Annotated in this window: 21 protein-coding genes and 1 riboswitch; of the genes, 13 read left to right on the forward strand and 8 right to left on the reverse strand. The window is 38.7% G+C overall.

Features of this window, described 5'->3' with window-relative positions:
- Positions 1-50 precede the first annotated feature (50 nt).
- Positions 51-455: a YugN family protein gene (locus CEY16_RS09440; RefSeq protein WP_101331733.1), complete on the forward strand. Its 405-nt coding sequence runs from the start codon at positions 51-53 to the stop codon at positions 453-455.
- Here the strand turns inward: CEY16_RS09440 and CEY16_RS09445 are convergent.
- The 4 genes from CEY16_RS09445 to CEY16_RS09460 form a co-directional block, all read right to left on the reverse strand.
- Complete coding sequence (locus tag CEY16_RS09445; protein ID WP_101331734.1) at positions 452-1,456, reverse strand: ion channel; 1,005 nt, start codon at positions 1,454-1,456, stop codon at positions 452-454. The two genes, CEY16_RS09440 and CEY16_RS09445, sit on opposite strands and share 4 nt — an antisense overlap.
- Positions 1,457-1,561: 105 nt before the next feature.
- Complete coding sequence (locus CEY16_RS09450; protein WP_101331735.1) at positions 1,562-1,906, reverse strand: TraR/DksA family transcriptional regulator; 345 nt, start codon at positions 1,904-1,906, stop codon at positions 1,562-1,564.
- 18 nt (positions 1,907-1,924) lie between these two features.
- A complete protein-coding gene (locus CEY16_RS09455; protein ID WP_101331736.1) occupies positions 1,925-2,308 on the reverse strand; it encodes a hotdog fold thioesterase in 384 nt (127 codons plus the stop codon).
- Positions 2,309-2,351: 43 nt separating this feature from the next.
- Positions 2,352-3,284: a 1,4-dihydroxy-2-naphthoate polyprenyltransferase gene (locus CEY16_RS09460; protein ID WP_101331737.1), complete on the reverse strand. Its 933-nt coding sequence runs from the start codon at positions 3,282-3,284 to the stop codon at positions 2,352-2,354.
- A 329-nt stretch (positions 3,285-3,613) separates the two neighbouring features.
- Between CEY16_RS09460 and CEY16_RS09465 the strand changes: the two genes are divergently transcribed.
- The 10 genes from CEY16_RS09465 to ytkD all read left to right on the forward strand — a co-directional run bounded on the left by CEY16_RS09465 (position 3,614) and on the right by ytkD (position 14,023).
- Positions 3,614-5,008, forward strand: a complete 1,395-nt coding sequence (locus CEY16_RS09465; protein WP_162297913.1) for an isochorismate synthase — start codon at positions 3,614-3,616, stop codon at positions 5,006-5,008.
- Positions 5,008-6,750, forward strand: coding sequence for a 2-succinyl-5-enolpyruvyl-6-hydroxy-3-cyclohexene-1-carboxylic-acid synthase (menD, locus tag CEY16_RS09470; protein WP_238378813.1), 1,743 nt, complete (start codon positions 5,008-5,010; stop codon positions 6,748-6,750). The genes CEY16_RS09465 and menD overlap by 1 nt, the downstream gene beginning before the upstream one ends.
- The gene (gene menH / locus CEY16_RS09475) at positions 6,747-7,550 is read left to right on the forward strand and encodes a 2-succinyl-6-hydroxy-2,4-cyclohexadiene-1-carboxylate synthase (RefSeq protein WP_101331739.1); all 804 of its coding nucleotides are present in this window, start codon (positions 6,747-6,749) and stop codon (positions 7,548-7,550) included. The genes menD and menH overlap by 4 nt, the downstream gene beginning before the upstream one ends.
- An 11-nt stretch (positions 7,551-7,561) precedes the next feature.
- Entirely contained in the window at positions 7,562-8,380 is an 819-nt protein-coding gene (gene menB / locus CEY16_RS09480) for a 1,4-dihydroxy-2-naphthoyl-CoA synthase (RefSeq protein WP_101331740.1), read from the forward strand.
- 125 nt (positions 8,381-8,505) lie between these two features.
- Positions 8,506-9,969: an o-succinylbenzoate--CoA ligase gene (locus CEY16_RS09485; RefSeq protein WP_101331741.1), complete on the forward strand. Its 1,464-nt coding sequence runs from the start codon at positions 8,506-8,508 to the stop codon at positions 9,967-9,969.
- A 5-nt stretch (positions 9,970-9,974) separates the two neighbouring features.
- Positions 9,975-11,078, forward strand: coding sequence for an o-succinylbenzoate synthase (menC, locus tag CEY16_RS09490; protein WP_101331742.1), 1,104 nt, complete (start codon positions 9,975-9,977; stop codon positions 11,076-11,078).
- 100 nt (positions 11,079-11,178) lie between these two features.
- Positions 11,179-12,045 carry an ABC transporter ATP-binding protein gene (locus tag CEY16_RS09495; RefSeq protein ID WP_101331743.1) on the forward strand — a complete coding sequence of 289 codons (867 nt, stop codon included), beginning with the start codon at positions 11,179-11,181 and terminating at the stop codon, positions 12,043-12,045.
- 428 nt (positions 12,046-12,473) lie between these two features.
- Positions 12,474-12,806, forward strand: coding sequence for a hydrolase (locus CEY16_RS09500; protein WP_101331744.1), 333 nt, complete (start codon positions 12,474-12,476; stop codon positions 12,804-12,806).
- Between the two features lie 137 nt (positions 12,807-12,943).
- Entirely contained in the window at positions 12,944-13,525 is a 582-nt protein-coding gene (locus CEY16_RS09505) for a hypothetical protein (protein ID WP_101331745.1), read from the forward strand.
- Between the two features lie 27 nt (positions 13,526-13,552).
- The gene (ytkD, locus tag CEY16_RS09510) at positions 13,553-14,023 is read left to right on the forward strand and encodes an RNA deprotection pyrophosphohydrolase (protein ID WP_101331746.1); all 471 of its coding nucleotides are present in this window, start codon (positions 13,553-13,555) and stop codon (positions 14,021-14,023) included.
- A 35-nt stretch (positions 14,024-14,058) separates the two neighbouring features.
- On the opposite strand, the gene CEY16_RS09515 is transcribed toward ytkD, so the two are convergent.
- Complete coding sequence (locus tag CEY16_RS09515; protein ID WP_101331747.1) at positions 14,059-14,460, reverse strand: hypothetical protein; 402 nt, start codon at positions 14,458-14,460, stop codon at positions 14,059-14,061.
- A gap of 75 nt (positions 14,461-14,535) precedes the next feature.
- Positions 14,536-16,128 carry a phosphoenolpyruvate carboxykinase (ATP) gene (pckA, locus tag CEY16_RS09520; protein ID WP_101331748.1) on the reverse strand — a complete coding sequence of 531 codons (1,593 nt, stop codon included), beginning with the start codon at positions 16,126-16,128 and terminating at the stop codon, positions 14,536-14,538.
- A 174-nt stretch (positions 16,129-16,302) separates the two neighbouring features.
- A riboswitch (SAM riboswitch) is annotated at positions 16,303-16,408 on the forward strand.
- A gap of 147 nt (positions 16,409-16,555) precedes the next feature.
- Between pckA and metK the strand changes: the two genes are divergently transcribed.
- Positions 16,556-17,752: a methionine adenosyltransferase gene (metK, locus tag CEY16_RS09525; protein ID WP_101331749.1), complete on the forward strand. Its 1,197-nt coding sequence runs from the start codon at positions 16,556-16,558 to the stop codon at positions 17,750-17,752.
- 182 nt (positions 17,753-17,934) lie between these two features.
- A complete protein-coding gene (gene asnB / locus CEY16_RS09530; RefSeq protein WP_101331750.1) occupies positions 17,935-19,842 on the forward strand; it encodes an asparagine synthase (glutamine-hydrolyzing) in 1,908 nt (635 codons plus the stop codon).
- Here asnB and CEY16_RS09535 read toward each other — a convergent pair.
- Together CEY16_RS09535 and CEY16_RS09540 are read right to left on the reverse strand one after the other, a co-directional pair.
- The gene (locus CEY16_RS09535; protein ID WP_238378814.1) at positions 19,829-20,722 is read right to left on the reverse strand and encodes a C39 family peptidase; all 894 of its coding nucleotides are present in this window, start codon (positions 20,720-20,722) and stop codon (positions 19,829-19,831) included. The two genes, asnB and CEY16_RS09535, sit on opposite strands and share 14 nt — an antisense overlap.
- Before the next feature lie 12 nt (positions 20,723-20,734).
- On the reverse strand, positions 20,735-21,247 hold the full coding sequence (locus CEY16_RS09540; RefSeq protein ID WP_101331751.1) for a gamma carbonic anhydrase: 513 nt from the start codon (positions 21,245-21,247) through the stop codon (positions 20,735-20,737).
- Positions 21,248-21,303 lie beyond the last annotated feature (56 nt).

Consider the following 21,303-nt stretch of genomic DNA (forward strand, 5'->3'; position numbering starts at 1 on the left):
TTTTAGCCGTACATACTAATATCGTCAGTCCATTGAAGAGAGGTGACGATATGTATACGATTCAGTCTGGTATTAATAATCAACTGTACGAATATAAACAGGTCAGTGATTTATTGAGCAAATTAGGTTTTTCGATCGGAAGCAGTTATGAATTCGACCATGGTTATTTTGACTATGAAATGTACAAAGATGATGAGCAGTATGTTTTTATCCGAATTCCAGTTACATCTGAAATTGGAAATTTGGACGAACTAGACGCACAGGTCCGCTTAAAAGATCCCTTTGTTCTCAGTCACCGTTTTGAATCAGGAGTCGATCAGGAAGGTATGTCCGGAAATATCACAGGAAGCTTTAATCAGTTCGCTTCGCCTGAAGAAAAAGATGCGGAACTAGATCCGAAATTTATAGAAGAAGCGGAAAAGGTCGTTCAAAAAGTTGAGCAGTTATTGATTTAGTCATGGGAGATTTTTCGGGCAATGATTAAATGATCTTTTTTTTGAACCTTGTCTGTTGATAACGGGTTCATCAGCATTTCATTGTCTCGAATAACCCCTAAAAGTAATTCTTCTTCCTTTTTAAGATGATCAGTTATTACCAAGAAATCGGACCCGAGCCAATTTTCATGAGCCTGCTTGATCGAAAATTCCTGTTCAGCTAAAAACGACATAATATATTTAAATGCATCTCCATGACGGTGACCTGTCAATTCGTGAAAGAAGAGGGTACTTGTTGAGATATTTGTACAGATGATTTCTGTAGCTCCCGCTCGTTCTGCATTCACTTGCTGGTCTTTCGTCAATATCTCAACAAAAATTGGGATAGTCTTGTGCAGGCCCCGTGCCGTGATGGTCAAAAGAATGGTGTGAATATCAGCTTCTTTTTCAGAATAAGATTGATCAGCTGTAATCATAATCTTTTTGGCTTGAGATATGTTTGCCTTTTGCCATGTTTCATCTCTGGAAGGGTCCCCTTTAATAAAATGAACATATTTTGAATTGACAGGATCCGACCTCAGTGACTCGTCTACTAGGACGATAGAAGTGTCGCTCATCTTTTCTTGAATCATTTCGATTAATCTTTTTGAGCGCTCGTTCCAACCAACAATTATAAGGTGATTATCTTTGTAATAAGATATTTCCCCTTTTTGATAATCTTGTTCCCATTTAATGGCACCTCGGGATATAGACACCATATAAAAGGTAAGCAATCCGCCCCCACCTAAAATTAATACCATAGTAATGACCCGCCCTAACGTAGTAGCAGGGACCAAATCTCCATATCCAACCGTTGAACCTGTAATCATTGCCCACCAAATACCATCGAATATTGTAATGAATGTATCAGGTTCGATGAAATGCATCAACGATCCAAAAGCAATCATAAAAAAAATAACTGTCAAAAATAACCTTAATAGAATGGGGATTTGAAAATATGTACGCCAAACTTGATACCACATCTCATTCACCTCAATTGTATTCTTTCCAATAATGAGTAAGGCTATGAGATATATTTACCATCACATAAAAAATCTCCGCAGCTATGCGGAGATTTTTCGTTTGATTTACTCTTTTATTTTATATCTTGCAGTAGGCATGGCTTTTAGTCTCTCTGTAGGAATTTCTTCACCTGTTTCTTCGTCGTAGCCGTATTCACCTTTTTCTATTTTTTCTAAAGCATGGTTTACTTCCTCTAATTCTTTTTGCTGTTTATTGAATAGAGTCAAATCCTTTTCGCGTTCAAATTGTTCGGTTCCCAAATCACCGTAATGTTGATCGGAAGCAGTAAGCTCTCCTACAGAATCTTCTAGAGAAGAACCTCCCTCAGTATAGCTGTGGATCTGTTCCTGTAAATGCTCTCGCTCTTCAAGCAATTGTTTCTTAACAATATTCAAATCTTGTTGATTCAATATGATCACCTCAAGTGGTTAGTTTTTCTCAACTACACCAATCGTACACCTGGAGATACATATCAGTTCATCTTCTTCATCCGTGATGTTGATTTCCCAAACCATTGTTCGTTTACCAGTATGTTTAGGAATCGCACTTGCTTGAACCATTCCATCGCGTTTGCTTTTGACATGATTCGCATTGATTTCAATACCGAAAACACTGTACTTCTCAGGATCGATATTAAGAAACGCTCCCAAGCTTGCAGCTGATTCAGCAAGCGCCACAGATGCTCCGCCATGAAGGTATCCCATAGGCTGATGAACGGTGGAATCGACTGGCATCGTCAAGACGACTTGATCTTTTGTCGCTACTTTTGTATCAATATTAAGTGTATTGAACAACGTCTGATCTAAGTTCATTTTTATTAATTCCCTTCTCCTCTTTTATTAAACTTACTGAATCCTAAAACAATAATTCAAAAACAAATGCAAGTCCATATAATATGCCGAAAATTGTATTCGTTTGAGCTGTATACTTCATAGCAGGCATCATCTCAAGGGGAGTATAGTTATTTTTGAATACACGATAGGCATTAATCGGTTTTTTTAAGCTTAGTAACGTAATAAGTGCCCATATTGGTAACAAATCCATGAAAATAAAAGCGATAGTGATCAAGTAGGTCGCAATAAAGAAAATGAGCAGTGTCGTAATCGCATTGTCTCGACCGACTAGTATAGCTAACGTCTTTCTCCCATTTTCCTTGTCACCATCTAAATCCCTAATATTGTTAGCCAGCAAAATTGCTCCAATCAAGATTGCAATAGGTATGGATAACCAGATAACATCCCATGTCACCACCTCTAGCTGAATGTAATAGCTGATACCGATAATCACGGTTCCCATAAAGAATCCTGCAAAAATCTCACCAAATGGAGAATAGGCGATCGGGTATGGTCCACCAGTGTAGAAATAACCAAAAGCCATAGATACTACACCTATGACGGCAATCCAGAAGGTTGTTTCAATACATATGTATAGGCCTAATAAAACGGCAATTCCGTAAAAAGCGAATGCTAAATTTCTTACTCTGTTGGGAGCGATCCCATCTCTTACAATCGTTCCACCGATCCCAATCGATTTCTCCGTATCCAAGCCCTTTACAAAGTCATAGTATTCATTAAACATGTTGGTTGCTGATTGAATCAACATGGACGCTAATAACATGGCTAGAAATAATCCTATATGAATACTTTCTTCGAGACTGGCAATCATCGTCCCTATAAAGACAGGAACAAAAGATGCGGTCAATGTATGGGGCCGAAGCATTCGCCACCATATTTGGAAACCTTTTTTTTCCCCTAACGCATGTTGTATATTTTGATTCGTACTACTCATCTTGTCATTCCTCTCGATATAATCCCTGTAATCTATCTAGGATTTCAATTAATAATTTGCTCAATTTCTTGAGTTAAACTTCTTTAGTTCGAAACCTCTATTTGAATGGGGTTCCTTTAAAAAAGGGTTCTAATCTAAAAATAGTTTAGAGAATCGAATATACTCTGTCAATGCAGTAATTAGTGTTCTTCTTGTCGTATAGCCAAAAAAATCATACAATAAAGAATGGACACTTTTGTGACAGTCTAAATGTCACCTAATATTAATTGACCATACTTGCAGAATGTAGGTATGAATTATATGCCCTTGTCGCAATGGAGGGACAACTTATGTTACAAACTCAGCAAAATTCTATAGATAAACAATTGAAAGAACTTCAAAATCAAATGATTGATGATAATAAAGAATACTCCGTTTCTGTGGTAGAACAGATCGAGCCCATTGATCCGGTAGATTTTTTTGCGAAATTTGAATCATTCCAAGGACAACGCATGTTATGGAAAAGTGCGGATGACGAATATGCTTATGTTGGAATAGGTGTACAAAAGGCTTTTCAAGACAAACATGAGCAAGGTCGTTTTGAATCTATTCAAAGTCAATGGAAAGAATTCTTAGAAAACACTCTGATCTCTAGCGATATCACTCAAAAAGGAACCGGACCGACATTGCTCGGTGGATTTTCATTCTTAGAAAAATCTATTTCATCAGATATTTGGGCGGCGTTTCCTTCAAGCTATATGCAATTGCCTAAAGTCATGCTTACTAATTATAATGGCAATTCCTATTTGTCGTACAATGTAACTTTATCACAGCAGTCAGATATTAAAAATGTATCTGATCAATTAGCTAAATGGAAAAGACCGATCGTTCATCATTCTTCATCTGCTGAATCTAATCGTCTTTTATCTAAAAGTAGTTCACCATATCAAGATTGGGAAGCATTGATCAACGATGCTGTATCACAGATAAAAAATGGAGAAATGGGTAAAGTAGTGTTAGCCAGACAGTTAGAAGCGGATTTCGAACACAAAATCACCACACTGGAAGTTTTGAATCGGTTATATAAACAGCAGAAGGATAGTTATATTTTCGCAGTTGAGAATGGGGAAGATACATTTATTGGAGCTTCACCTGAACAACTTGTGAATGTTGAAGGGCAACGTTTGTCTTCGGCTTGTTTGGCAGGAACAACTTCAAGAGGCAACACCATCGAGTCAGATGAGCAGTTAGCATCGGAGTTGTTTTATGATGAAAAAAATCGCCAAGAGCATCACTATGTTGTGGAAATGATGAGAGAAGCGATTTCTCCACTATGTGAAAATGTTGAAATTCCTGATGATCCGACTATTTATCCTTTAAGAGCGCTCCAGCATCTGTATACGCCTGTCCAAGCCCAGCTGAAACAAGACTACAATGTACTTGATGTCGTGAAGCACTTACATCCTACTCCAGCGCTCGGAGGTGAACCACGTGAAAAGGCATTAGAGTTCATTGAAAAAAATGAACAACTTGACCGTGGTTGGTACGCAGCTCCTGTCGGGTGGATGAACCACCATTGGGATGGCGAGTTCGCTGTTGGTATCCGTTCAGGATTAATCCGTAATCACAAAGCGATTCTATTTGCTGGTTGTGGGATTGTAGAAGATTCAGATCCAGAAGCTGAATTCAACGAAACTGAGCTTAAGCTCAAACCAATGCTTGAAGCTTTAGGAGGCACGTCTTAATGAACATGGGCAAGAGCACCTATTATGTGTCTAATTTTATCGATGAACTTTTCGTTAATGGAGTAGAAGATATTGTGATCTCTCCAGGGTCAAGATCTACCCCATTAGCGATGACAGTTGCTGAACATCCTCATCTAAAAGAGTGGATCCACTTTGATGAGCGTTCAGCGGCTTTTTTTGCGCTAGGAATCGCCAAGACTAAAAGAAAGCCAGTTGTTCTCGTATGTACATCGGGTACAGCTGTTGCGAACTATTTTCCTGCGGTTGTAGAAGCCTACTACTCAAGAGTGCCTTTGATTCTACTTACTTCAGATCGACCACATGAACTTCGTGATAACGGTGCACCACAATCGATCGATCAAATTAAAATATTCGGTGATTACACGAAATTTTTCCATGAAATGGCCTTACCTGACGGAGCATCTAATATGATTGATTACGCAAGGAGACAAGCTAGTCGAGCTTGTTATTTGGCCTCGCAAAGTAACCCAGGGGTCGTCCAATTTAACTTTCCTTTTCGTGATCCCCTAATTCCAGACCTATCACTTGAAAACTTATGGGGTGAAAGGTCTACACCTTATTTAGGTAATGTGAATGGAAGGGAAACAGTATCTTTTGACGAAATGGAGCTGTTGGTCGATCAGTTAAAAGGTGATAAAAAAGGATTGGTCGTATGTGGCGAATTGACTGATGAAGAAGATGCAACAGCTATATTAGAATTAGCTGACGAACTCAACGTTCCAGTACTGGCTGATGTTCTCTCAAATTTACGACAGCATGAGTCGACTAATGATAATATCATCTCAACATATGATGCTGTTTTAAAAGATGAAGAAATAGCTAGTCAGCTTAACGCGGACTTCATCATCCGTTTTGGGGCTATGCCTGTATCAAAAGCCTATTTCAAGTGGCTGCAGAGCCAATCGAATATCAAGCATTATGTAGTCGAACAATCGAGTGGTTATCGTGAACCGACAAATGTCCCAACAATGATGATTTATTCTGATGTTGAAACATTTGCGACCCAGTTAATAGGGTATAAGCATGAGATTTCAATCAATGAACAATGGACTCAAACTTGGATGCAGTTAGATAAACAATCCAGGCTCATTTTGGAGAATACAGAGGAAGAATCCGAGTTGACCGAGGGGCATGTTGCTCTTGCATTATCAAGATCTTTACCTTCAAACCATTCAGTTTTTGTAGGAAATAGTATGCCGATTCGAGATATGGACACGTTCTTTTTAACTGAGAAAAAACAGGTGAAGGTTTTTGCGAATCGTGGTGCAAATGGAATTGACGGGGTCATATCTTCAGCTCTTGGAGCGGCTGTTGCAGGGGAAAAGGTAACACTTTTGATTGGTGACTTATCCTTCTTGCATGATTATACTTCCCTATTCATTGCAAGAAAATATAAATTGAATATCCGAGTGATTGTCAATAACAACGACGGGGGAGGAATTTTCTCATTTCTTCCTCAGCACGAGGAAAAAGAACACTTTGAGCCATTGTTCGGTACACCTTTCGATCCACAACTGAAACTATTAGTGGAAGCTGTACAAGGTAACTACCGCAAAGTAGATTCGATGGAAGAATTAGAGAAATTGATTTCAGAAGATGTTACAGGAACAGAAATCATCGAAGTACAGACGGATAGGGAAGCGAACCTTGAATGGCACCGAAGCAAGTGGCAGAACGTCAAAGGGAGTGTTGAAAAACATTTGAAAGGTTCTTCTTCATGATTATAAATGTGGGCTTGAATAAATATTATGTTGAGCGGATCGGGGAAGGTACTCCCATGGTCTGTTTTCATGGATTTACTGGATCAACTGATACTTGGAGAGAAATTGCTGAGAAGTATAGAGGTCAATTTCAGTGGATTTTGATTGATTTACCTGGTCACGGAAAATCCAATACAGATTATTTGAATAACATGGAAGATGCATGTAAGGAATTAGATGAAGTGCTAGACCAATTATCCTTAAAATCTTTTTATTTAATGGGATACTCTATGGGCGGTAGGACAGCGCTTGTGTATGCACATCTTTTTCCAGAAAAAATAAAGAAGCTTATTTTGGAAAGTGCTTCTCCTGGCCTTGAAGGTGAAAGTAAAATAGAACGAAAAAAGAAAGATGAAAACCTTGCTGAGTGGATTGAAATTGTTGGCATTGAAATGTTTGTCGATTACTGGGAAAGCATCCCTCTTTTCGATTCTCATGAACAACTTTCATCTAATAAAAAAGCTCATTTGAGAAATGAACGTTTAAGCCAGACGGCGACGGGTCTTTCGTTATCGTTAAGATCAATGGGAACAGGGCATCAGCCGTCCATGTGGAAGCACTTACCTGATATAAATTTTCCAGTTTTATTAATAACTGGTAGTCTTGATAAAAAATTTACCGAACTCAATCAAAACATGAAGGACAAGCTTCCACAGGCACAACATTATATTTTTTCTGGGGTAGGACATGCTCCTCATATGGAAAATAGCGAAAGTTTTGGTAGAATAGTAAGTGAGTTTTTAATTCAAAGATTAAATTAGGAGGATTACATATGACTGTCGAATGGGTCAAACAGAAAGAATATGAAGAAATTATTTATGAAGTGTATGACGGTATTGCTAAAATCACAATCAACCGTCCGCATAAAAGAAATGCATTTACTCCTTTAACTGTAAAGGAATTACTAGATGCTTTCACAATTGCACGTGACGATTCAAGTGTGGGTGTCATTGTACTTGCAGGTGCTGGAGATGAAGCATTCTGTGCCGGTGGTGACCAGTCAGTTCGCGGCCACGGTGGTTATGTAGGTACTGACCATGTACCTCGATTGAATGTTCTTGATTTACAGCGTTTAATCCGTGTGATTCCTAAACCTGTAGTTGCTATGGTATCTGGATATGCAATTGGTGGAGGACATGTATTACACGTTTGTTGTGACTTGACGATTGCTGCTGATAACGCAGTATTCGGACAAACCGGACCGAAAGTAGGAAGTTTTGATGCTGGTTATGGTGCTGGACTCCTTGCTCGTATTGTCGGTCATAAGAAAGCGCGTGAAATCTGGTACCTATGCCGACAATACAGTGCAAAAGAAGCTGAAGATATGGGCTTAGTAAACACTGTAGTACCAGTGGATCAATTAGAAGCTGAAACGATACAGTGGTGTCAAGAAATGCTTTCTAAATCACCTACTGCTCTACGTTTCTTGAAAGCTTCATTCAATGCAGATACAGATGGTCTTGCAGGTCTTCAACAAATGGGTGGAGACGCAACACTTCTCTATTATACAACTGACGAAGCGAAAGAAGGACGCGATGCGTTTAAAGAAAAACGCGATCCAGACTTCAAACAGTTCCCTCGTTTCCCATAAGGTATCAAAATTAAATGATAAAGGTCGCATGGAAATCCATGCGACCTTTTTATGATTTAATTTGTTAAAATAAAAGAAGCAAGTTACATAAATTGTACGAGGTTTAGAAGAAAGGTTTGAATTAAATGAAAACAATGCCGAACTGGTTAGAAAAGCGTGCCTATCTGACTCCGGAAAAAGAAGCTGTGATCACTGAAGACGGATACCGCATGACTTTTAATCAATTAAGAAATGATGCTAAGTCAGTAGCAACTTATCTACAACATTCAGGGATACAATCTGGCGATCATGTAGCTGTTTTAGCTATCAACTCCTATAAGATGATTGTTTTGATTCATGCTTTACAATACATTGGTGTTGTCAATGTATTGTTGAATACCCGTTTATCAGAGAAAGAGTGGGAATTCCAACTCAGTGATGCCCGTGCAAAATTACTTATCCATGACCCTGTATTTAAAGAAAATATTAAAGACACTGTTATAGAAACGATTGATATGACTAGTATCCCTTTAGATGCTAATGTGGCTGAAAACCTTCGCACTACTATCAATCAAGAAGAAACATCTCACATCATATATACCTCTGGAACAACTGGCCAACCAAAGGGTGTGCAATTGAGTTATGACAATCACTGGTCTAGTGCAACAGCTTCTGCTTTGAATCTTGGATTACATAATGATGATCGATGGCTTTTATGTCTTCCGATGTTCCATGTAGGTGGTCTTTCAATTATTTACAGAAGTGTAATTTACGGAATGCCAATCCATCTTTTCGAAAAATTCGATGTGGAAAAAGTTCACCAAGCAATTATGGAAGAAAATATTACAATTATATCGGCGGTTTCAGTAATGGCTGAGCAAATGATGGTACGTTTAGGAGATGGAAAATACCCAGATTCCTTCCGTTGCTTATTGCTAGGAGGGGGCCCAGCTTACCGCTCATTATTAGAAAAATGTCAGGGAAAAAATGTTCCTGTTTTTCAAACTTACGGTATGACCGAAACAGCTTCCCAGTTCAGTACACTGGATGAAAGTCACGCACTACAAAAATTAGGTTCAGCCGGAAAACCTTTATTTCCCGGGGAATTAATCATAGCGAATGAAGGCCACGAGGTGCCTATGGGTGAAGTTGGTGAAATTCTTGTAAAAGGCCCGAACGTGACTGAGGGTTATTGGAATCGACAAAAAGCGAATGATACCTCTTTTGAAAACGATTGGTTACATACAGGTGACCTAGGTTATTTGGATGAGGATGGCTTCTTATATGTCCTTGATCGACGCAAGGATCTTATCATATCAGGTGGGGAAAATATTTATCCAGCTGAAATCGAAAATGTATTAAAACAACATCCTGATATTGTAGATGCAGGGGTTGTCGGCAGAAATGATGAAAAGTGGGGTCATGTGCCTGTAGCATTTGTTACAATCAAGAATGAAGCATTAAATGAAACTGATGTGATTGAACACTGTCATCAATATTTAGCTAAATATAAAGTTCCTAAGCAAATATTTTTCAAAGAAAACTTACCAAGAAATGCAGCAAAAAAATTAATGCGTCATTTATTGGCGGATGAAGTACCAGAAAGGTAGATTCGATGAATTTAAAACAATTTGTAGTCAGGCAAGTTTCGATGAAGTTGAAGCAACCTTTTCAAACGGTAAATGGACTGGTAGTTACAAGAGAATGTCTAATCATAGAAGCTCACGACCAAGACGGCCGAATCGGCTACGGGGAGTGTGTGGCATTTCCAGATCCGTTTTACACTTCAGAAACGACTGCAACTGCATGGAACATCCTGAGAAATTTTCTATTCCCAATGTTAGAAAAAGAAAAAATAGAACGGCCTGAAGAAGTTGCTGGAGCTTTAAGCTCTGTCCAAGGGCACCAGATGGCAAAAGCAAGTATTGAAATGGCTTTGATGGACCTATATGGAAAACAACAGATGAAATCAATCAAAGAACTGATCGGTGGGAACCGGAATGAAGTAGCTTCAGGCGTTGTATTATCATTAACCGATGATGTTGAAAAACAACTGAAAGAGTACCAAAAGAAAGGGTATAAGCGATATAAGTTAAAGGTTCAAAAAGGAAGAGAACGTGAAATGATCGAAGATGCCAGAAAGCACATCGGTGATACTCCAATCATGTTTGATGGAAATGGCATGTACGATCCCGAAGACATGTTGCACTTGAAAAAGCTTGATGATTTGAATTTGTTGATGATTGAGCAACCTTTTCGATCGGATGACTTCTATTACCACTATCAATTAAGACAACAACTTCAAACACCTATCTGCTTAGATGAGTCAGTTCAGTCTGAACATGACGCATTTCAAGCAATGGAGCTAGGAGCTGTTGATAATATCAATGTAAAGCTTGGAAGAGTAGGTGGATATTCTGTAGCGCTTGATATTCATCGCTTTGCGAAAGTTGCTGATGTTCCGTTGTGGTGTGGAGGAATGCTGGAAACGGGGATTGGTAGGGCCCATAACGTTGCCTTAGCTTCATTAGAACAATTTGATTTGCCTGGCGATCTGTCAGAGTCATCAAGGTACTGGGAAAAAGATATTATCAAACAACCATTCAAAGTGAAGGATGGAATGGTCCAAGTACCTCACGCACCAGGCATTGGAGTGGACGTACATGAGAAAAGATTGGAAAAACAAACGACCCGAATGTTTGACTATTATCTATCATAAATTATTATATAACGGTTGCAATGATAATGATTTTCATTTACAGTATACTTAGAGATATCAAACAGGAACGAACGACAATGCCTAAGGAGCGGTGTGTGTTATGGAATCGCTGATGACGAATCAACTGACGCTAGGTTATGGTGATAACGTAATTATAGATGAATTAGATATACAAATCCCAAAGGGTGAAATTACTGTTTTCATTGGAAGTAATGGTTGCGGAAAATCCACCTTACTTCGTTCGATGGCACGTTTATTGCAGCCTAAGTCGGGAGAAGTCGTTTTAGATGGTAATGGAATCGCTAAAATGAATACTCGTGAAGTTGCTAAGCAAATGGCAATCCTACCACAATCACCATCTTCACCAGAAGGATTGACTGTTTATCAGCTAGTTAAGCTTGGACGCTATCCACACCAAGGTTGGTTGAAAAAGTGGACAGAAGATGATGAAACAGCAGTAGAAAAAGCTCTGATCGATACGAATATGCATGAGTTGAAAGATCGTCCTGTCGATGAATTATCAGGTGGTCAAAGACAACGTGCATGGATCGCGATGACTTTATCTCAGAACACAGAAATCATCTTTTTAGATGAGCCGACCACTTACTTAGACATGACTCATCAAATAGAAGTATTAGATTTACTGTTTGAGTTGAATGAAAAAGATAACCGTACAATCGTAATGGTCTTGCACGATTTAAACTTAGCTTGCCGCTATGCTGACCATGTCATTGCATTGAAAGACAAAAAGGTTTATGCATCAGGTAAACCTGAAGAAATCGTTTCTTGTGACCTAGTCTACAATGTATTTGGGATGAACTGCGATGTTACGTATGATCCGCTATTCGGAACACCGATGACGATTCCACATGGGAGAGGTCGTTGCATTCTAGCTCAAGCAGCAGCCGAGAAGTCAGGCATGCAAAATAATTGTGTAACTGAAAATAAAGTTAAAACAGCATTATAAAATTTTAAATCCAAATCACGGTCGTAATGACCGTGATTTTTTGATTTTTTAATGATTTAAAATAGACTTTGCTAACTGTTGTAAACTCATATTTAATCCACCATAAGTCAAGTTCAATCCATCATAACTGCAATTCAAACCACTACAATCCTAGTTCAATCAACCATTACTCAAGCTCAATCAACCACAACTTGAGTTTAATCCACCATAAATCATGTTCAATCCACCATAACTTAAATTTAATCCTTCATAACTTAAGTTCAATCGGACATAACAGAGAATCCCTGCTAATTTGAATGATCAGGATATGTACTCATTCACCCATATACAGGGTGTCTCTTATTTTTGCTAAGTAATTTCTTTTGCATATCTCTATAATATTTCTATGGTTTCTTGGAAAACTATCTGTAAAAAGAGGAGGCAATAAGATGGATGAACGTAAATTTTATGTCAATATTGAAGCAGGAGAAATCTCAGAACTGAAAGCAGGAAATAACGATACATTTGTGATCTACGGTGAGCCTAATGATATTATTGCATTACGTGAATGTTTGGACGAAATGAAACATGCAGAGTTCGGAACATTTTTAAGGTCGCATGTACCTTTCAAGGAATATCATCATGATGAGGACAATGACGCAGTAGATGATTGTATGATTCGTGCGTATCGGTTGATTTATGAACTCGGTGTCCCGGAGACGAAAAAGCATATCGAGTCATTTTCTTTTTTCGATACATTGATTAAAGATGAAGAATACTAATAAGTATTATTGCTCATGGTGGTAAGGACCAATTAGACCCTTTGATCTATTTTAGGAGTAAATGTAAAAAAGATGTTTATTTCTATTGTGTTACAGGAATAGGATTATTAACAACACATAAAAGGGTGGTCACGATCATGAAGAACTTATCATACTTAGTAATTATAACAGCGTTGATTATTGCGCTACCAACAGCATTATCGCAAGTTAATGCAGAAACAGAAGTCCATGAGATGGACAAGCAGAAAAACCACCAATCGGAATTAAAAGACAAAGAGGTTAACATAGAAGCTGAGGTTGATTCAAAAGAGGAAAATGAACAAGAATCAGCAACGTTAACTGACAAGCAAATAAAATATGTAACAGAAGAATTTATGAGTCGATTAGTACAAGAAGCAGATGAAAATTATAAAGTTAAAAACTTCGATACCTTAGCAAAATTGAAAGAGCATTTTCAACCACTAGCATCTGAAGATGTAATCAATGAATTCGTTAATTACTTCTATAAGGAACAAGAAGACGGCCTTTATATTGTGCCTACAGAAACTCCAGCTTGGTTTATCCCAGATAATGATTACGAAGTTGAGAATGTGAATGAGCAAGAATATGTTGTAACACAAACCAATCAGACTGAATTAGATGGAACGTATACGATCGTTTTCAATATTCAATTGAATGAAGACGGTAAAGCTACTATAATAGACGTACAGTATCAATAATTCATCTAACTAAGGGACCGAGTAATTGTGAATGTATTTAAGGACTATTATGACAACACCGTAAAATTCATGGCAAATGAACAACGATTTTCAAAAGAACCGAAGCACGTCTGGGTGATAACGAAATATAAGGATAAATGGTTACTGACTCGCCATAGTGATAGGGGATTAGAGTTTCCCGGCGGGAAAGTAGAACCAGGTGAAAATGCCGAAGAAGCGGCTATCCGTGAAGTAATGGAAGAAACGGGTGGTAACGTTTCTTCGCTTCGTTTTGTCGGTCAATATTTTGTTGACGGAAAAGGCGGACAGATCATCAAGAATGTATATTTTGCCAAGGTTGATCAACTAGATAAGCAAGAGCACTATTTTGAAACAGAAGGTCCTGTCTTATTCGACCGGTTGCCTCGAGACTTAAAGAAAAATGACTCATTCAGCTTTATGATGAAAGATGATGTATTGAAATTATCCATGGATTTAATCAATCAAATGAACACATAGAAAAGTTCCGAATTCAGTTTCGGAGCTTTTTTTCGTTACCCTTCTATTAATGCTAAATATAATTTCTCTTCCTCATCGACCTCTGCAATATATATACCTTTTCCTACATTTGTCTCGTAAATTTTAGTTCCAACAGGCAAGTCAGTTGCTGTGCCATTCTTAAATGATTCTGCATCTGAGGTTTGACTCTCAATTTCACCAACTTGCTCGCTGCTTGTAGGGTTTTCATCTATTACCCACTGAAGGTTTTCAGCATTTTGGTACACAATTCCTTTTAGCATAAAAATATCTGCGTCCTCATTTTGTGAAAGTATCTCTCCAGGTGTTGGATTACGGTTTTCGATTTTTGTGGGAGACCCTTTTACATCGTTGTCGTTGGTTTCATTTACGCAATTGGTAATCATAGCTAGTGAGGCTAATAAAATGATGATTTTCAAAATAGAAACCCCTTCTTTATCAATGTTAATAAAAAAACTACTTCACCCTAATTGGATGAAGTAGTTGGTAAATGTTTATCCTTTGTATTTAGGACCAGCTTCTGCGATATCAGATGTTACATAGTCGAATTTTTTGAAATTCTCGTGGAATTTCGTTGCAAGTTCTTTTGCTTTTTGATCGTAAGCATCACCATCTGTCCAAGTTTTTCTAGGTTGAAGAACATCTGAAGGCACTCCAGGACAAGTGGTTGGAATCGATAAACCGAAGATTTCATCTTCCTTTGTGTCAATGCTGTTCAAGTCACCTTCAAGGGCAGCTTGAATCATTGCACGAGTATACGAAAGCTTCATACGTGAACCTTCTCCATATGATCCACCAGTCCAGCCTGTGTTTACTAGGAATACGTCTACATCTTGCTGGTCAATCTTTTCACCTAGCATTTTTGCGTAATTTGCTGCTGGTAATGGTAAGAATGGTGAACCGAAGCAAGCTGAGAATGTAGCTTCTGGTTCTGTAATTCCACGCTCAGTTCCTGCTAGCTTACTTGTATACCCACTTAAGAAGTGGTACATCGCTTGCTCTTTCGTCAACTTACTGATTGGAGGTAGGACCCCGAAAGCATCAGCAGTCAAGAAAATGATGGTATTAGGATGGCCCGCCTTGCTAGGCGTAATAATATTATCGATATTATCAATTGCATATGCTGCTCTAGTATTTTCAGTTAAACTCGTATCATCATAATCTGGTAGACCAGTCGTTTCATCTATTCCCACATTTTCGAGGACAGAACCGAAACGGATGGCATTATAAATCTGAGGTTCTTTTTCTTCAGTCAAGTTGACACATTTCGCATAACATCCGCCTTCGATATTGAAGACACCGTTTTGTGACCAGCCGTGCTCATCATCACCAATCAAACGACGGTTAGGATCAGCGGATAATGTTGTTTTCCCTGTTCCTGATAGGCCGAAGAATAATGCAACGTCACCTTCTGCACCAACATTTGCTGAACAGTGCATCGGAAGAACGTCTTTTTTCTCTGGTAAAATATAATTCATGACAGAGAAAATTGATTTTTTAATTTCACCAGCATATTCTGTACCACCGATCAACACAATGCCGTGTGAAAATGATACAATTATGAAGGTTTCAGAATTCGTACCGTCAACTTCAGGGTCTGCTTTGAATTGAGGTGCTGAAATCACTGTGAATTCTGTGTCATGATTAGATAATTCCTCTAAAGTCGGACGAATGAATAGTTGGTTAGCAAAAAGATTGTGCCAAGCATATTGGGTGACTACTTGGATAGGAAGGCGATGCTTTTCTTCTGCACCAGCAAACCCTTTAAAAGAGAATAATTCATCTTGATCAACTAAATAATCAGTCACTTTTTGTAAAAGATTAACGAATTTTTCTTCACTAATTGGTTGGTTAACTGGACCCCATTCGACTGTATCTCTAGTTTCTTCATCTTCAACGATGAACTTATCTTTTGGAGATCTACCCGTATATTTTCCCGTTGTCGCACGGACAGCTCCTGTTGAAGTAAGTGAGCCTTCCTTTCGCTCTAATACCTTTTCGACTAGTGATGAGATAGGTAAGTTCTGGTTGATAGTATCATTGTCTAATAAGCGCGAAACATGCGACTGAACGTTCATTGTTTTCATTTATAAACCATCCTTTTCAAATGAAATAATCATTATATTGTTTAATTATGATTAATAGTATAACACATTTATTTTATTAATCCATACTAATAAAAAATATTTCTAAATTTCCTTTGTTTTACCTTTGTTGACACGAAAATTGATTCACGTTATTATAATGCAGAAACGGAATTTCTCTTATCCAGAGCAAGTGGAGGGAACAGGCCCTATGAAGCTCGGCAACCATCATGAAAGTGACAGGTGCTATCCTGAGGCAAGGAATACCCTTGGACGATAAGAGTGAAAGGCTGAACGGTTACCTTTCCTCGTCGTATGCGGGGAAAGGTTTTTTATTTTTATTCCCACAAATAGGTTCCACTTAAACCTGAATCGCTTTTCACGAAGGAAAAAGAGATCCGTCATGAGAATATGAGGGAGGATTTTCATTATGTTGAATCAACGCAGACTCTTTACATCAGAGTCAGTAACAGAAGGGCATCCGGATAAAATATGTGACCAAATTTCCGATGCTATCTTAGACGAAATTTTAAAGCGAGACCCGAATGCACGTGTCGCTTGTGAAACAACGGTAACTACAGGACTAGTATTAGTATCTGGAGAGATTTCTACTACTTCTTATGTAGATATTTCTACTATTGTACGTGAGACAATTAAAGATATTGGATACATTCGCGCAAAATACGGTTTTGATTATGAAACATGCGCAGTTTTGACATCAATCGACGAGCAATCTGCAGATATCGCTGAGGGCGTCAATACAGCTCTTGAAAAAAGGGAGGGTAGAATGTCCGATGATGAAATTGAAGCAATCGGTGCAGGTGACCAAGGGTTGATGTTCGGATATGCTTCTAATGAGACCAAAGAGCTTATGCCTCTACCGATCTCATTATCTCATAAATTAGCTAAGCGACTAGCTGATGTTAGAAAGTCAGAAGAAATAGATTATTTACGTCCCGATGGGAAAACACAGGTGACAGTTGAATACGATGATGATGGGAATCCAGAGCGGGTTGATACAATCGTGATCTCCACTCAACATCACCCTGAAATATCACTTGAAACAATTCAAAAAGATGTGAAGGCTAAAGTAATTAATGAAGTTGTCCCATCTGAATTATTAGATGAAGAAACTAAATATATCATCAATCCAACTGGTCGATTCGTCATCGGTGGTCCTCAAGGAGATGCAGGGCTTACCGGTAGAAAAATCATCGTAGACACCTACGGAGGCTTCGCTCGTCATGGCGGGGGAGCATTCAGTGGTAAGGATGCAACAAAAGTAGACCGTTCTGCAGCATATGCCGCTCGTTACGTCGCGAAAAACATCGTTGCGGCAGAACTAGCTGACGTTTGTGAAGTTCAGTTGGCATATGCAATTGGGGTTGCGCGACCCGTATCCATTTCAATTAATACATTTGGAACAGGAAAAGTTGAAGAGGTTAAGCTAGTGGAGGCAATCAGAGAATCTTTTGATCTGCGCCCAGCTGGTATAATTAAAATGCTTGACTTAAGACGTCCGATTTACAAGAAGACAGCAGCTTATGGTCATTTTGGACGTTCAGATGACGATTTTACTTGGGAGAGAACGGATAAAGTTGATGAGCTTAGGTCGCAGTTGAGCTAATGATTATTTATGAAGCAGTCAGACCTCTTTTGGTTTGACTGTTTTTATATTGACCTTGTCTTTATTACTATGAGTTTTAACGGTGCTAAATTTTAGAAATTTCCTACTTTGCTTTAATTATTTTTGTCGAGGATATGATATAATTAACCTGTTTCATTTTAAAGAGAAAAGAGGAATTTTGCATGTGTGGCTTTATCGGATATATAAGACACCAACGATCTAAAATAACTGAACAAGAGCGCGCTTTATTTGTAAAGCAAAACGAAATTATTACTCACAGAGGTCCGGACGATGAAGGGTTTTATCATGACGACTTCATCTCGTTTGGGTTCCGTCGCTTGAGTATTATAGATATTGAAAGTGGTCATCAGCCATTACCTTATGAAAATGAGCGTTACTGGATGGTCTTTAATGGAGAGATTTATAATTATGTAGAGCTGAAGAAAGAGCTTTTGGAAGAAGGTTACGAGTTTGAAACGGATTCTGACTCTGAAGTGATTTTAGCGATGTTTTCTAAGCATGGAGATGAAGCATTCAAATACTTACGTGGAATGTTCGGCATTTTGATTTGGGACAAGTCTGAAGAGGTGCTTCACGGTGCTAGGGACCCATTTGGTATCAAACCTTTATTCTATAGTCGTCAAGAAAATGGTACTTATTTTGCATCTGAGAAAAAAAGCATAGGCCTTGCAATCGAACAACAGGAAGTAGACGCAGAAAGTTTGCAACATTACCTAAGCTTCCAGTTTGTCCCTGAACCTAAAACAATGACAAAGGGAGTGCGGAAAATAGAGCCTGGGCATTCTTTCACCATGAAGCCAGGCGAGGATCCAACTTTCAAGCGTTATTTCCATGCAAAGTTTGACCCTGTGCAAACTGAGAAGCAACAACTAATGCGACAAATCCGTGATGTAATGTTTGACTCTGTGAATGTTCATATGCGAAGCGACGTACCAGTTGGCTCATTTTTATCTGGAGGAATCGATTCGACGATTATTGTTGCGATTGCGAAAGAGTTCAATCCGAATATAAAGACATTTTCAGTAGGGTTCGAAAGAGAAGGGTACTCGGAAGTCGATGTAGCGAGAGAATCTGCTGAGAAAATTGGTGTTGAGAATATTTCTTATGTGATTTCACCAGAAGAATATGTGAAAAAGCTTCCTAAGATTATGTGGCATAATGATGATCCTCTGGCTGATCCAGCTTGTGTACCGTTGTATTTTGTTGGGCGTGAAGCGTCGAAACACGTGACCGTTGTGCTATCAGGTGAAGGTGCTGATGAATTATTCGGTGGGTATAATATTTACCGTGAGCCTGAATCTTTAAAAGTGTTTAAATCGGTTCCAACGCCAGCCAAAGATTTGCTGAATCGTGTAGCGAAAGTGTTACCGGAGGGAGTAAAGGGTAAAAGCTTCTTGGAACGTGGTACAACACCTCTCTCTGAGAGATATATCGGGAATGCGAAGATGTTTGAAGAAGCAGAGAAATCTGCTTTATTGAAAACGTATGACCAGCACAACCCGTACCAAAAATTTACCAACCCCTTGTACCGAGAAGTGCAAGGAACAAATCCAGTGAATCAAATGCAGTATGTTGATATCCACACCTGGTTGCGTGGAGACATTTTGCTAAAGGCTGATCGAATGACAATGGCTCATGCATTGGAATTACGCGTACCGTTTTTGGATAAAGAAGTATTCCGTGTTGCCAATTCCATTCCCGTTGATTATAAAATTGCCAATGGTACGACGAAATCAATCTTGCGTGAGGCGATGGAAAGTGTAGTTCCGGAGCACGTGTTGAATCGCAAAAAATTAGGCTTCCCCGTACCTATCCGTCATTGGTTACGCAATGAATTATATGATTGGGCGGCGGGGTTAATTAAAAACAGCCAGACCGATTATTTGTTGAATAAAGATGTAGTCATTAATTTGTTAGAAAAGCATCGAGAAGGTAAGCAGGATTATAGTAGGAAAATATGGACAGTGCTTATGTTCATGCTATGGCATCAGATTTACATTGAAGGTGTTTATAGTATAGAAGAATTACAAATAGAAGATGAAGCAAAAAGCAAGCTTACGACGAAGTAATCGTAATTGCTTGCTTTCCCATCTGCACCCAAGCGGCGCGAAAATCGTCGATGGGTGCTTTATTTATATCTTGTTGTAGGGGATCATTGAAGTAAATGAATTCCTCATCATAACCGACAACAAGGACGGAGTGTTCTTTCATTGTGATGTCGATCTTACCCTGAGGGGTGCTCCATGTTTCAAAAGCAGTATTAGGTAAAGGTTTGAAGGTAGTGTTAGTAATGACTAAAACTGGTTCATCTTCGTGAACCGAAGCAAGAATATTCTCAAAGGAGAATCCGGTGAGGTTTTCTACTCTTTCTCCAGCGTATTGTTTCGCTAACTTCTCTATTGGTCCATTATAGACACCGTAACCAGGGTTCTCTAGTGAAAACATATCCCCCACGAAACCTTCATGTGGGTTTCCGAAGTGGACATTACCATTCTTGTTCTTCATGGGTGTTGGGTCTTTTTTGATCTCATCAGCCAACTCCATTTTATCAGCTTCTATTTCATGATAATTTAATAGCATTGCAAGAGTGGTTACCTCACAACCACGGGGTAGTTGCGGATATTGCTGGATGATGGGAGCTTCAATCAATTTCTCCTCTGCCAAAATATACTGTTCGATCAGAGAGTTTTCAGTTATCGATGACCAATTATCGTTATTCTCCGCAAAGACAAGTGAGGAATTAGCCTGCTTGTCTATAAAGGTTTCCTCGTACCACCCGAGAATAGCTGGGTGGTTTTGTCCTAGCATAATAATAAAAAGTGCGATTGAACATCCGAAAAATAAGCCAGCAAATAAATAGCTAACTTTTCGGAAACTTTTTTGTTTAATAGAAGATACAACTAGTAAAAGTGCAACTAGTGAACTGAATACCAATAGCCATCCATACATATAACTTACCCCTTAAGACTGGTTCGATTTGTAAACTTGTCCTTTTTCCACATACTCTGTACGAATACGTTTCATTTCCTTATAATCTTCATCGGTCAAATCTCTGACAACTTTAGCAGGTCGTCCGAATGCTAAAGTATTGGAGGGGATTTTTTTACCAGGCGGTACGAGGCTTCCAGCACCAACAAAGGCATTTTCTCCAATCTCAGCACCATCTAAAATAGTCGACCCCATCCCAATCAATGCATTCTTGCTAACTTTGCAAGAGTGGAGCAATACTTGGTGACCAACGGTGACTCCATCTTCTATTTCTAATGGCATACCAGGGCTTTGGTGAAGCATACTCTGGTCTTGGATGTTGACACTTTTCCCTATAATTGTTGGGGCTACATCGCCACGAATGACAGTCTTGAACCAAATACTACAATAGGCTCCTATTGTTACCTCGCCTGTCACTACAACATCTTCTGATAAGTAGGCTGTGTCATCAATTTGAGGGTATTTTCCTTTGTATTCGAGTATCATATTGTTCCTCCTATAATAGGTTGTGATAAGATAATTATATCAAATTAGAAGAAACA

Origin of the sequence: Halalkalibacillus sediminis (genome assembly GCF_002844535.1) — a bacterium.
GTDB classification, from domain to species: domain Bacteria; phylum Bacillota; class Bacilli; order Bacillales; family Alkalibacillaceae; genus Halalkalibacillus_A; species Halalkalibacillus_A sediminis.